This window comes from Xanthomonas hyacinthi (assembly GCF_009769165.1).
Taxonomy (GTDB): Bacteria; Pseudomonadota; Gammaproteobacteria; order Xanthomonadales; family Xanthomonadaceae; genus Xanthomonas_A; species Xanthomonas_A hyacinthi.
On sequence record NZ_CP043476.1, the window covers coordinates 4,223,507 to 4,237,460 of the forward strand.

The following is a 13,954-nucleotide window of genomic DNA, read 5'->3' on the forward strand; positions in this document are numbered from 1 at the left end:
CACGCGCGGCGTTTCTGGCACGGCCCGGTTGATCCGGGCCGTGTCGGGTAGTACCCCCATTGCACGAATCCGTAATGACCAAGTCCGAATTGATCGAAATCCTGGCGCGCAAGCAGGCGCATCTGAAGGCGGACGACGTCGATCTGGCGGTGAAATCGCTGTTGGAGATGATGGGCGGCGCGCTGTCCGGCGGCGACCGCATCGAGATCCGCGGTTTCGGCAGTTTTTCCCTGCACTACCGGCCGCCGCGGCTGGGACGCAATCCCAAGACCGGCGAGTCCGTTGCGCTTCCCGGCAAGCATGTGCCGCATTTCAAGCCAGGCAAGGAATTGCGCGAACGCGTCAGCGGCGTCGTTCCGGTCGAGTCCGACACGCCCTGATACGCCCAGAGCCTGCGCCGCCGCGTCCCGGACTTTTCCGGAATCCACGCCGGTTCGGCTAATCTAGCGCCTCCCGACGCTGGAGAGCTTCATGAAAATTGCCCGTCTGCTGATATTGCTGGTGTTCCTGTTGGCTGGTCTGGTCATCGGATCGCTGAATTCGCAGCAGATCGTCATCAATTTCGGTTTCACCGGCATCGACACCACCTCCGGCATCGCCATCATCGTCTCGCTGTTGGCCGGCGTGGCGATCGGTGCGGCGCTGGTGCTGGCCACGCTGGTGATCCCGCTGTACGCCAAGCTGCGCCGCGCCAACAAGGCCGCGGCCGCTGCCGCACCGGCCGTCGCGCCGGTCCCGACCTATACCCCGCCTGTGGACGGACGCTGATCTTCGATGGACTTCCTGACCGAGTGGTTCTGGTTCTTCCTGTTCCTGCCATTGGCGGCGCTGAGCGGATGGGTGATCGGCCGCCGCGGCGGCCAGCGCCATGGCGACACGCAGGTCAGCCGGCTGTCCAGCACCTATTTCCGCGGCCTGAACTACCTGCTCAACGAAGAGCCGGACAAGGCGATCGAGCTGTTCCTGCACATCGCCGAGCTGGACAAGGAAACCTTCGAGACCCAGGTCGCGCTCGGTCACCTGTTCCGCCGCCGCGGTGAAGTGGATCGGGCGATCCGCCTGCACCAGGGCCTGGTGCAGCGCGCCGACCTCAGCGATCCGCAGCGCGTGCAGGCCTTGCTGGCGCTGGGCGAGGACTATATGAAGTCCGGCCTGCTGGATCGGGCCGAGACCGTGTTCACCGAGCTGGCGCAGATCGACCAGCGCGCGCCGCAGGCGCTCAAGCACTTGATCGGCATCTATCAGGCCGAGCGCGAATGGGAAAAGGCGATCGACAACGCCACCCGCTACGAAGACGTGACCGGCGAGCCGATGGGCAAGCTGATCGCGCAGTTCGAATGCGAACTGGCCGACCGCTACCGCGCCTCTGGTAAGTCCGAGCTGGCGCGGGCGGCGATCGCGCGCGCCTACCAGGCCGACGCCACCTCGGTGCGCGCCGGCATCCTGGAGGGGCGCATCGACGTGGACGACGGCAACGACGAGGCCGCGATCCGCGCCTTCGAACGCGCCGCGCGGCACGATCCGGACTACCTGCCGGAGATCATGCCGGCGCTGATGGATTGCTATCGCCGCCGCGGCAACGATCTCAGCGGCGCGCGCGCCTTCCTGTCGGAAATGACCGAGCACTACCGCGGCATCGCCCCGGTGCTGGCGCTGACCCGGCTGATGGAGTCGCAGGAAGGCGTGTCCGCGGCGCGCGCCTACCTTGGGCGGCAGCTCAAGGACCGGCCCTCGGTCCGCGGCGAATCGGCGTTGATCGACCTGACCCTGGCCGAGGGCGCGGATTCGACCGCCACCCTGCAGGATCTGAAGCACATCACCGACCAGTTGCTGGTGCGCAATCCCAGCTACCGTTGCACGCGCTGCGGTTTCGGCGCCCGCACCCACCACTGGCAATGTCCGAGCTGCAAGGAGTGGGGCACGGTCAAGCCGTTGCTCAACTACGCGGTGGTGTAGGTGGCGGTGGCAGGTTGGGCGCTGCTCGCGGCGCTGGCGGCGTTCACTGCGGCCGGGACCTGGCTGTCGCGCCGCTATGCCCTCAAGCGCAAGTTGATGGACGCGCCTGGTGAGCGCCGCAGCCATACGGTGGCGACGCCGCGCGGCGGCGGCGTGGCGATCGTGGCCGCGGTGTTGGCCGCCTGTGCGTATGCGGCGGTACGCTGGCCGCAGCAGGGTATGGCCATCGTGGCATTCGCTGCCGGGCTGGTGCTGGTCGCCGGCATCGGCTGGTGGGACGACCACCGCCCGCTGTCGGCCGCGCTGCGGCTGCTGGTGCACGCGCTGGCGGCCGCCTTGCTGGCCGGGCTTGTCTACCGGCTGTACCAGGATCCCTGGCTGACCGCGCTGACCTGGCTGGCGACGATCTCGCTGATCAACATCTGGAACTTCATGGACGGCATCAACGGCCTGGCGACCAGCCAGGCGATGCTGGTGGCGCTGGGGTTCGCCTGCTTGCTGCCTGCGCCGTTGCGCTGGCCTTGCTGGGTGCTGATCGTGGCCTGCGCCGGCTTCCTGCCGTTCAACTATCCGCGTGCCCGTATCTTCCTCGGTGACGTCGGCAGCGGGGCGCTGGGGTATCTGGTCGCCGCGTTGTTCGCGCTGTGCAATGTCGTGACCGAGCGCACGCCATGGTTGCTGTTGATACCAATCTCCGCATTCGCCATCGACGCAGGCTTCACGTTGCTGTCGCGCATGCTCGCCGGCGAACGTTGGTGGCAACCGCATGCGCAACATTTCTACCAGCGTTGGGCACATACGGGCAGGAGCCACACGCTTGTGACCTTCGCCTATGCCCTGTTCAGCATTGTCGCCATTACAATTGCCTGGTTCGGTGAAACGCTGCAAACCGCGGGGCAGGCTGGGTTGGCGCTTGCCTGGTATGCATCGGCGAGTGCGCTTTGGCTGACTTTGCGCAAGGGATTGCGCTGAACTCTCATGGATAACTGATGCTTTCGATCCGCGACCGTTTTACCGAGTTGTTCCCCAAGACCTCCGTGGTCGTCCACGATCTGGCGATCGTCTGGATCTGCTGGCAGCTGCTGCATGCGGCGCGCTATACGATGCTGCCCGGCGAGCATCCCTTGCCATTGTGGAATCTCAACACCGCCATCGTGCTGGCGGCGCAGGGCCTGGTGTTCTGGAAGGTCGGCCTGTACCGCGGGCTGTGGCGCTTCGCCAGCGTTCCGGATCTGCTGAACATCTTCAAGGCCAGTTTCTACGGGCTGGTCGCGATCGTGCTGGGGCTGGCGTACAGCCGCTTCGATTCCATTCCGCTGTCGGTGCTGATGGTGTATCCGTTCGCGCTGTCGGCGCTGCTCGGCGCGCCGCGGCTGCTGTACCGCGCATGGAAGGACTACCAGATCGCGCATTCGGACGAGACTGCGCGGCGCGTGCTGATCGTCGGCGCCGGCCGTGCGGCCGAGGCGCTGGTGCGCGACCTGCGCCGTTCCGGCGCCTATCATCCGGTCGGCTTCGTCGACGATGCCGGCCATCTGCATGGCGCCAAGCTGCAGGGCCTGCCGATCCTGGGCCGGATCGATGAAGCCGGCGCGATCGCCAAGGAAACCGCGGCCAAGCTGCTGGTCATCGCGATCCCGTCGCTGGATGCGGCCGGCATGCAGCGGGTGGTGGCGATCTGTGAAAGCACCGGGCTGCCGTTCCGCACCGTGCCGCGCCTGCTCGACGTGCTCGAAGGCCACTATCTGCCGGGCGAACTGAAGGAGGTCGCGATCGAGGACCTGCTCGGGCGCAAGCCGGTGACTCCGGACTGGAAGCTGATCAAGGGCTGGTTGTCCGGGCGCACGGTGATGGTGACCGGCGCCGGCGGCTCGATCGGTTCGGAGCTGTGCCGGCAGTGCGCGCGCCATGGCGCGCGCAAGGTGGTGCTGCTGGAGATCGACGAACTGGCGCTGATCACCATCCACGCCGATCTGCACCGCACCTTCCCGGATCTGGAGATCGAGTGCGTGCTGGGCGACTGCGGCGATCCAGCGGTGACCCGCCATGCGATGCGCATCGCCGAGCCGGATGCGGTGTTCCATGCCGCCGCCTACAAGCAGGTGCCGCTGCTGGAGCGGCAGTTCCGCGAGGCGGTCCGCAACAACGTGCTGGCCACCGAGAACGTGGCCCGCGCCTGCGTCGCCGCCAAGGTGTCGACCTTCGTGTTCATCTCCACCGACAAGGCGGTGAATCCGGTCAACGTGCTCGGCGCCTCCAAGCGCTACGCGGAGATGGTGTGCCAGTCGCTGGACGATCAGACCGTGGGCACGCGCTTCGTCACCGTGCGTTTCGGCAATGTGCTGGATTCGGCCGGCAGCGTGGTGCCGCTGTTCCGCGAGCAGATCCGCCAGGGCGGCCCGGTCACCGTGACCGATCCGCAGGTGACCCGCTATTTCATGACCATTCCCGAGGCCTGCCAGCTGATCGTGCAGGCCGCCGCCTCGGCATCGCACGGCGCCATCTACACGCTGGACATGGGCGAGCCGGTGCCGATCCGCCTGCTCGCCGAGCAGATGATCCGCCTGGCCGGCAAGCAGCCCGGTCGCGACATTGCCATCGTCTACACCGGGCTGCGCCCGGGCGAGAAGCTGCACGAGACCTTGTTCTATTCCGACGAGAACTATCGCCCCACCTCGCATCCGAAGATCCTGGAGGCCGGCGCGCGCAGCTTCTCGCGCGAGAACGTGCTGCAGGGCCTGCAGCAGCTGCGCGCCGCAGTGGCCGAGTACGACAGCGACGGCATCGAGAAAGTGCTGCGTACGACCATGCCCGAGTTCGCGCCGCTGCGACAGCAGGGCAGTCAGGATAGCTCGGCTAGAATCGTTCCATTCCCCGCACGCGAGGCCAGAAGGCTCTGATGAGCAAGAGAATCCGCAAGGCAGTTTTCCCGGTTGCAGGTCTGGGTACCCGCTTCCTTCCCGCCACCAAGACGGTCCCCAAGGAAATGCTGCCGATCATCGATCGGCCGTTGATCCAGTACGCCGTGGACGAGGCGATCGAAGCCGGTTGCGACACCCTCATTTTCGTCACCAACCGCTACAAGCATGCGGTTGCGGACTATTTCGACAAGGCCTACGAGCTGGAACAGAAGCTCGAACGCGCCGGCAAGCTCGAGCAGCTGGAACTGGTGCGCCACGTGCTGCCCAACGGGGTGCGTGCGATCTTCGTGACCCAGGCCGAAGCGCTCGGACTCGGCCATGCGGTGCTGTGCGCCAAGCCGATCATCGGCGACGAGCCGTTCGCGGTGCTGCTGCCCGACGACCTGATCTGGAACCGCGGCCCGGGTGCGTTGGCACAGATGGCCGACGTGGCCGAGCGCTCCGGCGCCAGCGTGATCGCGGTGCAGGACGTGCCGCACGAGAGCACCGGCAGCTACGGCATCGTCGCCACCGAGGCGTTCGACGGCAGCGAAGGCACGATCACCGCGATCGTCGAGAAGCCCAAGCCGGCCGATGCGCCGAGCGACCTGGCGGTGGTCGGCCGCTACGTGCTCAGTTCCAAGATCTTCGATCTGCTGGAAAAGACCGTGCCGGGCGCCGGCGGCGAGATCCAGCTGACCGACGCGATCGCCGCGCTGATCCAGAGCGATCCGGTGCATGCATACCGTTTCGAGGGCACCCGCTTCGACTGCGGCACCCACATCGGCCTGATCGAGGCGACCATCCGCTATGCGCTGGACCATGAGAAGCTGAGCAAGCCGGCGCAGGACATGATGCGTCGTGCCTTGGCCGACGTGGACGCTGGCGGCAAGTAAACGCGCGGCACAGACGCTGCCGGAGCGCGCGGTCCGCCGCGTTGCGTACGGGGTTCGGCAGCAGGAAAGCCGTGCAAGAAAAAGGGCAGCCTGGGCTGCCCTTTTTCGTTGCCCAAACGCGCCGTTCAGAGCGCTTCGATGATCCCGGCTGCGCCCATGCCGGTGCCGATGCACATGGTGACCATGCCGTACTTCTGCTGGCGGCGGCGCAGGCCGTGTACCAGCGTGGCGGTGCGGATCGCGCCGGTGGCGCCGAGCGGATGGCCGAGCGCGATCGCACCGCCCAGCGGATTGACCTTGGACGGATCCAGGCCGCTGTCGCGGATCACCGCCAGCGACTGCGCGGCGAAGGCTTCGTTGAGTTCGATCCAGTCGAGTTGGTCCTTGCTCAGCCCTGCCTGCTTGAGCGCCTTCGGGATCGCCGCGATCGGGCCGATGCCCATCACTTCCGGGCGCACGCCGGCGACCGAGAAGCTGACGAAGCGGGCCAGCGGCGTCAACCCGTAGTCCTTGATCGCCTGCTCGGAGGCCAGCAGCACCGCGCCGGCGCCGTCGCTCATCTGCGAGGCGTTGCCGGCGGTGACGCTGCCGCCGAACTGACCGTTGCGGAACACCGGGCGCAGCTTGGCCAGGCCTGCGATCGAGCTGTCCGGGCGCGGGCCTTCGTCGGTATCGACCAGGCGCTTGCGCAGCGCGATGACGTTGCCGGCCAGGTCGGGCTGGTGCGACAGGATCTCGTACGGGGTGATCTCGTCGCGGAACTCGCCGGCGGCGATCGCGGCGATGGCCTTCTGGTGCGAGGCGAGCGCGAACGCGTCCTGGTCCTCGCGCGACACCTTCCATTCCTCGGCCACCTTCTCGGCGGTGATGCCCATGCCGTAGGCGATGGCGACGTGGTCGTCGGCGAACACGCTCGGCGACAGCGCGACCTTGTTGCCCATCATCGGCACCATCGACATCGACTCGGTGCCGCCGGCCAGCATCAGGTCGGCGTTGCCAAGGCGGATCTGGTCCGCGGCCAGCGCCACGGCCTGGATGCCGGAGGAGCAGAAGCGGTTGATGGTCTGCCCGGCCACCGAATTCGGCAGGCCGGCCAGCAGCACGCCGATGCGCGCCACGTTCATGCCTTGCTCGCCCTCGGGCATCGCGCAGCCGATGATCGCATCGTCGATGCGCGAGGTGTCGATGCCCGGCGCCTGCGCGACCACCGCGCGCAGCACGTGCGCCAGCATGTCGTCCGGACGGGTAGTGCGGAACATGCCCTTGGGCGCCTTGCCGACCGGGGTGCGGGTGGCGGCGACGATGTAGGCTTCCTGGATCTGTTTGCTCATGGCTTTCTCCGAAAGCCGGGAATGGGGAATGGGGAGTCGGGAATCGTAAGAGCGGATTCGCGCGATCTGCGGCATTCCTATTTCCGGCGGAAAATTAGGGGGAGAAGGAGGAGCCGGGAATGCCTTTCCATTCCCGATTCCCCATTCCCGATTCTCAGTTCCTAAGCGGCTTGCCCGTCTTGAGCATGTGCCCAATCCGCGCCTGGGTCTTTTCCTGCTGGGCCAGTTCGACGAAGTGCTTGCGCTCGAGCTTGAGCAGCCATTCCTCGTCCACCAGCGCGCCGCGATCGACTTCGCCGCCGCACAGCACGGTGGCGATGCGGGTGGCGATCTCGTAGTCGTACTCGCTGATGAAGCGGCCTTCCAGCATGTTGACCAGCAGCATCTTGAAGGTGGCGATGCCGACGTCGCCGGCGACCTGGATGCGCCGCGCCGGCAGCGGCGGGCGGTAGCCGCCCGCGGCCAGCGCGCGCGCTTCGGCCTTGGCGATGTACAGCGCCTCGTAGCTGTTGAACACGACCTTGTCGGTGCCGCGCAGCAGGCCCAGTTCCTTGGCGTTGACCGCCGAGGTGGAGACCTTGGCCATCGCCACGGTCTCGAAGGTCTTCTTCAGTTCGGCGAACACGTCGCCGCCGGGACCGGCCGCCTGCGCCGCGCGCACCGCGATCTCCTTCAGGCCGCCGCCGGCCGGCAGCAGGCCGACGCCGGCCTCGACCAGGCCGATATAGCTCTCCAGCGCGGCCACGGTCCTGGCGCTGTGCATCTGGAATTCGCAGCCGCCGCCCAGGGCCAGGCCGCGTACCGCCGCGACCACCGGCACCAGCGAGTATTTGATGCGCTGGCTGGTGGCCTGGAAGTTGGCGACCATCGCCTCGAACGCATCGACCTTGCCGGCCTGCAGCAGGCCCAGCGCGCCGGCCAGGTCGGCGCCGGCGGAGAAGGGTTCCTTGTGCTGCCAGAGCACCAGGCCCTTGAAGTCCTTCTCGGCGCGGCCGACCGCTTCCTGCAGGCCGTCCAGCACCTGGTCGGAGACGGTGTTCATCTTGGTCTTGAAGCCGACCACGGCGATGTCGTCGCCGTCGTGCCACAGGCGCAGGCCGTCGTTCTCGAACACGGTCTCGCCCGGGGCGAAGGTCTCGCCCAGCAGGGGGTCGGGGAAACGCTGGCGCTGGTACACCGGCAGCGCCGAGCGCGGCAGCTTGGCGTTGCGCGCCGGGCTGTAGCTGCCCTCGGCGGCGTGCACGCCGTCGCGGCCGTCGAACACCCAGTCCGGCAGCGGCGCGCTGGACATGGCCTTGCCGGCGACGATGTCGTCGGCGATCCACTGCGCCACCTGCTTCCAGCCGGCGGCCTGCCAGGTCTCGAACGGACCCAGCGACCAGCCATAGCCCCAGCGGATCGCCAGGTCCACGTCGCGCGCGGTCTGCGCGATCTCGGCCAGGTGGTAGGCGCTGTAGTGGAACAGGTCGCGGAACGTGGCCCACAGGAACTGCGCCTGCGGGTGCTGGCTCTCGCGCAGCCTGGCGAACTTCTCCGCCGGGTTCTTGATCTTCAGGATCTCGACCACTTCCGGCGCCGCGCCGCGGTCGGCCGGACGATAGGGATCTGCGGATCCCTCCGCAACAGCCCGGCCATCCATGGCCGGACTTTCTAATTTCTGCAGGTCCAGCACCACGATGTCCTTGCCGACCTTGCGGAAGATGCCGGCGCCGACCTTCTGCCCGAGCGCACCCTTGCCGATCAGCGCCTCCAGCCACTTCGGCGAGGCGAAATACGGGTGCCACGGATCGTCGGGCAGGGTGTCGGCCATGGTCTTGATGACGTGGGCCATGGTGTCCAGGCCGACCACGTCGGAGGTGCGGTAGGTGGCCGACTTCGGCCGCCCGAGCAGCGGCCCGGTCAGCGCGTCGACTTCGTCGAAGCCGAGGCCGGACTGCGCGGTGTGGTGGATGGTGGACAGGATCGAGAACACGCCGATGCGGTTGCCGATGAAGTTCGGGGTGTCCTTGGCGTAGACCACGCCCTTGCCCAGGGTGGTGACCAGGAACGCTTCCAGGCCTTCCAGCACCGCCGCGTCGGTGCCCTTGGCCGGGATCAGCTCGGCCAGGTGCATGTAGCGCGGCGGGTTGAAGAAGTGCACGCCGCAGTAGCGGTGGCGCAGCTGCTCGGGCAGCACGTCGGACAGCGCGTTGATGCCCAGGCCGGAGGTGTTGGAGGCCAGCACCGCGTGATCGGCCACGAACGGGGCGATCTTCTTGTACAGGTCCTGCTTCCAGTCCATGCGCTCGGCGATGGCTTCGATGATCAGGTCGCAGCCGCGCAGCTGCTCCAGGCCGGAATCGTAGTTGGCCGGGGTGATCGCCTCGGCCAGCGCCGGGCTGGCCAGCGGCGCCGGGCTGAGCTTGGTCAAGTTGGCGATGGCCTTGAGCACCACGCCGTCGGGATGGCCGTCCTTGGCCGGAAGATCGAACAGCATGGTGTCGACGCCGGCGTTGGTCAGGTGCGCAGCGATCTGCGCGCCCATCACGCCCGCGCCCAGGACGGCGGCACGGCGGACTAGCAGGGGGTTGGACATAGCGATCAGCCTTTGTGGGTCAACGATTGCGGGATGTGGGCGGGACGGTTCTTGCGGGAACGTTTTTTGCGAAATCAGGGCGCGGCGCGGGCCAGGAAGCCGGCTTCGGCGAAACGGATCAGTTCGCGCGCGGCGTGGGCGCGATGCGCGCCTTCGCTGACCCCGGCGGGGCGCTTGATCAGGCCGAAGTCGGCCATGGCGTAGGTCAGGGCGCCGGCCAGGAAGTCCAGGCGCCAGTACAGTTCTTCCTTGCTCAGCTCGGGCACGCAGGCGGCGATGGCCTTGCCGAACTCGCGCAGCACATGGCCGTAGTGGTCGGACAGGAACTGGCGCAGGCTGTCGTTCTTCTCGGCGTAGGCGCGGGCGATCACGCGCACGAAGGCGCCGCCGCTCTGGCGGTCCTGGGCCATCGCCAGCGCCGGCTCCACGAATGCGGCCAGCACCGGCCCGAGCTGGCCCGGATGCATGCGCTGCGCGGTTTCCAGCTGCGCCAGGCGCGCCGCGGTCATCTCGTCCATGCGCCGCCGGAACACCTCGTTGACCAGGTTCTCCTTGGAGCCGAAGTGGTAGTTGACCGCGGCGATGTTGACGTCGGCCTGGCTGGTGACCTGGCGCAGCGAGGTCCCGGAAAAGCCGTGCAGGGCGAACAGTTCCTCGGCCGCGCTGAGGATGCGGTCCTTGGTGGAGAAGTGCGCTTGCTTTGCCATGCGGCCGCCAGAATCAATCAAACGATTGTTTGAGTCTAGGCCTCGCCGCCGGCCGCGTCATGTTGCGACGCAGCACGATCCAGCCGGCGGCCGTGCAAAGCCCGCTGCGATTGGATAGAATTGCCCATCGCAATTCTGGCTAAGCCCGCGTTTTGACGCGGGTTTTTTTCATGCTAACCTCGGGCCATCCAGTCTAGTGGCCCGCCCAACGGAGAACTTCCCATGGCGCTGGAGCGCACCCTGTCCATCATCAAGCCCGATGCCGTCGCCAAGAACGTCATCGGCGAGATCTATTCCCGTTTCGAGAAGGCCGGCCTGAAGGTCGTGGCCGCCAAGTACAAGCAGCTGTCGCGCCGCGAGGCCGAGGGCTTCTATGCCGTGCACCGCGAGCGCCCGTTCTTCAACGCGCTGGTCGAGTTCATGATCTCCGGCCCGGTGATGATCCAGGCGCTGGAAGGCGAGAACGCCGTGGCCGCGCACCGCGACCTGCTCGGCGCCACCAATCCGAAGGACGCCGCGCCGGGCACCATCCGTGCCGATTTCGCCGATTCGATCGACGCCAACGCCGCGCACGGTTCCGATTCGGTGGAGAACGCCGCCACCGAAGTGGCGTACTTCTTCGCCGCCACCGAAGTGGTTTCGCGCTAAGAGGTCATCGTGAACGAGGTCGCCCACACTCCCTTGGCGCTCGCCGATCCGACCCGGACCGGTGCGGCCGCCAAGCAGAACCTGCTCGACCTCGATCGCGAGGGCCTGGAGCGCTTCTTCGCCGAGAGCCTCGGCGAAGCGCGCTACCGCGCCCACCAGGTGATGAAGTGGATCCACCACCGCTACGTCACCGACTTCGACCAGATGACCGACCTCGGCAAGGCGCTGCGTGCCAAGCTGCAGCAGCATGCCGAGGTCGTCGTCCCCAACATCGTGTTCGACAAGCCCTCCAGCGACGGCACCCACAAGTGGCTGCTGGCGATGGGCAGCGACGGCAAGAACGCGATCGAGGCCGTCTACATCCCCGACAAGGGCCGCGGCACGCTGTGCGTGTCCTCCCAGGTCGGCTGCGCGCTCAACTGCACGTTCTGCTCCACCGCCACCCAGGGCTTCAACCGCAACCTGTCCACCGCCGAGATCGTCGGCCAGGTGTGGGTCGCGGCGCGGCATCTGGGCAACGTGCCGCATCAGCAGCGCCGTCTCACCAACGTGGTGATGATGGGCATGGGCGAGCCGCTGATGAATTTCGACAACGTCGTGCGCGCGATGAGCGTGATGCGCGACGACCTGGGCTACGGCCTGGCCAACAAGCGGGTCACGCTGTCCACCTCCGGCCTGGTGCCGATGATCGACCGTCTGTCCAGCGAGAGCGACGTGTCGCTGGCGGTGTCGCTGCATGCGGCCGACGACGCGCTGCGCGAGACGCTGGTGCCGCTCAACAGGAAATACCCGGTCGCCGAATTGATGGCCGCCTGCGCGCGCTATCTGCGCGCCAACAAGCGCCGCGAATCGGTGACCTTCGAATACACGCTGATGAAGGGCATCAACGACCAGCCCGAACACGCGCGGCAGCTGGCGCGGCTGATGCGCCAGTTCGACAACGTGGTGCAGACGTCGAACGCGGGCAAGGTCAATCTGATTCCGTTCAATCCGTTCCCGGGCACGCGCTACGAGCGCTCCGGCGAGACGGAAATCCGCGCGTTCCAGAAGATCCTGCTCGATGCGCAGGTGCTGACCATGGTGCGGCGCACGCGCGGCGACGACATCGACGCGGCCTGCGGCCAGCTCAAGGGGCAGGTGCTGGACCGCACCCGCCGCCAGGCCGACTTCCAGCGCCAGTTGCAGACGCAGGCGGACCGGGATGCGGCGGCCTAGGCACGCCCTGTGCATCGCGGTGTCGGTCGCGGCGCTACTGGCGCTGTCGGCCTGCGCCGGGCACGGCACCAAGCCGGGCAAGCTGCGCAGCGCCGGGCACGCGGCGCCGGACTACGACTTTCGCGACAACGGCGCGGTCAAGGCGCGCTATGCGCTGCAGGATCAGCTGGGGTTGGCCGGCAACCGGCTCAGCGGCGGCGATCTGGCCGGCGCCGAGGAGCATGCGCGCAAGGCCCTGGCGCTGGCGCCGGATTCGGTGCAGGCGCACACGCTGCTGGCGGTGGTCGCCGGACGCCGCGGCGATGCCGCCGCGGCCGGCGAGCATTACCGCAAGGCGGCCGAACTGGCGCCGAACCGCGGCGAGACCTTGAACAACTACGGCGCCTGGCTGTGCGCGAACGGTGCCGCCGCCGAGTCGCTGCAGTGGTTCGATCGCGCCCTGGCGGCGCCGGGCTACGCCACGCCGGCATCGGCCTTGGCCAATGCCGGCGGTTGCGCGCTGCAGACAGGTCAGCGCGAGCGCGGCGCACGCGAGCTGCGCAAGGCGCTGGCGCTGCAGCCGGACAACGCCTACGCGCTGGAAGCGATGGCGCGCGACGAAGCGGCGCAGACGCGCTTTTTCGAGGCGCGCGCCTTCTCGGAACGGCGTCTGGCGGCTGCACCGGCCACTGCATCCGTGTTACAACTTGCTATTCAGATTGAACAAGGGCTGGGCGACATGGCTGCCGCCGGCCGTTACCAACAGCGGTTGCGCAAGGAGTTTCCCGATGCCGCGACCACCACTCCCGGGGCTAGTGCATTGTGATCAGTGATTCCAATCCGAACGCTTTCGACGGCGCCAAAGGTTGCGGGCAACATCTCCGCGAAGCGCGCGAAGCGGCGGGCCTGAGCATCGACGAGGTCGGTAGCCGCTTGCGCATGCCGGTGCACGTGATCCGTGCATTGGAAACCGAACAGTGGCAGCGCCTCAGCGCGCCGGTGTTCGTGCGCGGCCAGCTGCGCAGCTACGCGCGCCTGCTCGGGGTGGACCTGGAGCCGCTGCTGGAGAGCGCGCACCTCGCGCCGGTGCAGCCGGTGGAGCTGATCAGCCATACGCATACGCCGCCGCTGCGGCGCATGCTCGAGAACGCCACCCGGCGCCTGGTGTACGTGGTGATCACCGCCGGACTGGCGGTGCCGGTCTGGTACGCCACCCGCACCCATTTCGCCGAGGATGGCCCCAGCACCGCGTCGCTGGACGTGGTGCCGGCGACCCCGGGCGACGCCGCGCCGCCGGCGCCGCCCGGCGCCGGCGGCAGCAATGCGCAGCCCGCCGCGCCGGTCAACCGCACCGTGCCCAGCGCGGCGCCGTACATCGCTTCGCTGACGCCGCTGCCGCGCGCGTCCAGCGAAGCGCAGCGCACTTCCAGCGCCGCGGAAAAGGCCGGCCTGAGCCTGTCGTTCCAGGGCGACAGCTGGGTGCAGATCATCGCCCCGGACGGCACGCCGCTGGAGAAGGCGTTGCTGAAAGCCGGCGAAAAGCGCGACTACGCGCCGGGTCAAGTGGGCCGCATCGTGCTCGGCAATGCGTCGGCGGTCCAGGTTCAGCAATCCGGTAGTACCGTGGATCTGACCCCGTACAAGCGCGCGAACGTGGCCCGCTTTGCGGTATCCTCTGACGGTTCCGTGGTGCCAGCGTCCGAGTGACGGCGGCGCGGTTCCTCAATCTCAACATTCCATGTCCCGT

The 13,954-nt window shown here is 67.6% G+C and carries 13 protein-coding genes; 10 read left to right on the forward strand and 3 right to left on the reverse strand.

Annotation, left to right across the window (positions count from 1 at the left end; genetic code table 11):
* The first annotated feature begins 74 nt into the window (after positions 1-74).
* From FZ025_RS18550 to galU, 6 genes are all read left to right on the forward strand, one after another.
* A complete protein-coding gene (locus tag FZ025_RS18550; RefSeq protein ID WP_003468670.1) occupies positions 75-380 on the forward strand; it encodes an integration host factor subunit beta in 306 nt (101 codons plus the stop codon).
* A 91-nt stretch (positions 381-471) separates the two neighbouring features.
* The gene (locus FZ025_RS18555; RefSeq protein ID WP_046978916.1) at positions 472-768 is read left to right on the forward strand and encodes a LapA family protein; all 297 of its coding nucleotides are present in this window, start codon (positions 472-474) and stop codon (positions 766-768) included.
* A gap of 6 nt (positions 769-774) precedes the next feature.
* Positions 775-1,956 carry a lipopolysaccharide assembly protein LapB gene (gene lapB / locus FZ025_RS18560; RefSeq protein WP_046978915.1) on the forward strand — a complete coding sequence of 394 codons (1,182 nt, stop codon included), beginning with the start codon at positions 775-777 and terminating at the stop codon, positions 1,954-1,956.
* Positions 1,957-2,928, forward strand: coding sequence for an MraY family glycosyltransferase (locus FZ025_RS18565; protein ID WP_046978914.1), 972 nt, complete (start codon positions 1,957-1,959; stop codon positions 2,926-2,928).
* A gap of 17 nt (positions 2,929-2,945) precedes the next feature.
* Positions 2,946-4,856, forward strand: coding sequence for a polysaccharide biosynthesis protein (locus tag FZ025_RS18570; protein WP_046978913.1), 1,911 nt, complete (start codon positions 2,946-2,948; stop codon positions 4,854-4,856).
* Positions 4,856-5,752: a UTP--glucose-1-phosphate uridylyltransferase GalU gene (gene galU / locus FZ025_RS18575; protein ID WP_046978912.1), complete on the forward strand. Its 897-nt coding sequence runs from the start codon at positions 4,856-4,858 to the stop codon at positions 5,750-5,752. The genes FZ025_RS18570 and galU overlap by 1 nt, the downstream gene beginning before the upstream one ends.
* A gap of 125 nt (positions 5,753-5,877) precedes the next feature.
* Here the strand turns inward: galU and FZ025_RS18580 are convergent, their stop codons facing one another.
* From FZ025_RS18580 to FZ025_RS18590, 3 genes are all read right to left on the reverse strand, one after another.
* Positions 5,878-7,083 (reverse strand): acetyl-CoA C-acyltransferase, encoded by a 1,206-nt coding sequence (locus FZ025_RS18580; protein WP_046978911.1) that lies wholly within the window; start codon positions 7,081-7,083, stop codon positions 5,878-5,880.
* Between the two features lie 154 nt (positions 7,084-7,237).
* Complete coding sequence (locus tag FZ025_RS18585) at positions 7,238-9,658, reverse strand: 3-hydroxyacyl-CoA dehydrogenase/enoyl-CoA hydratase family protein (protein ID WP_046978910.1); 2,421 nt, start codon at positions 9,656-9,658, stop codon at positions 7,238-7,240.
* Between the two features lie 74 nt (positions 9,659-9,732).
* The gene (locus tag FZ025_RS18590) at positions 9,733-10,365 is read right to left on the reverse strand and encodes a TetR/AcrR family transcriptional regulator (protein WP_046978909.1); all 633 of its coding nucleotides are present in this window, start codon (positions 10,363-10,365) and stop codon (positions 9,733-9,735) included.
* Between the two features lie 222 nt (positions 10,366-10,587).
* Here FZ025_RS18590 and ndk point away from each other — a divergent pair, with 222 nt between their 5' ends.
* The 4 genes from ndk to FZ025_RS18610 are packed head-to-tail and all read left to right on the forward strand — an operon-like array spanning position 10,588 to position 13,914.
* Positions 10,588-11,013, forward strand: coding sequence for a nucleoside-diphosphate kinase (gene ndk, locus FZ025_RS18595; protein ID WP_046978908.1), 426 nt, complete (start codon positions 10,588-10,590; stop codon positions 11,011-11,013).
* Positions 11,014-11,022: 9 nt separating this feature from the next.
* Positions 11,023-12,228 (forward strand): dual-specificity RNA methyltransferase RlmN, encoded by a 1,206-nt coding sequence (gene rlmN / locus FZ025_RS18600; protein ID WP_386269116.1) that lies wholly within the window; start codon positions 11,023-11,025, stop codon positions 12,226-12,228.
* Positions 12,215-13,033 (forward strand): tetratricopeptide repeat protein, encoded by an 819-nt coding sequence (locus FZ025_RS18605; protein ID WP_046978906.1) that lies wholly within the window; start codon positions 12,215-12,217, stop codon positions 13,031-13,033. The genes rlmN and FZ025_RS18605 overlap by 14 nt, the downstream gene beginning before the upstream one ends.
* Complete coding sequence (locus FZ025_RS18610; protein ID WP_046978905.1) at positions 13,030-13,914, forward strand: helix-turn-helix domain-containing protein; 885 nt, start codon at positions 13,030-13,032, stop codon at positions 13,912-13,914. Before FZ025_RS18605 ends, FZ025_RS18610 begins: the two co-directional genes overlap by 4 nt.
* Positions 13,915-13,954: the final 40 nt, after the last annotated feature.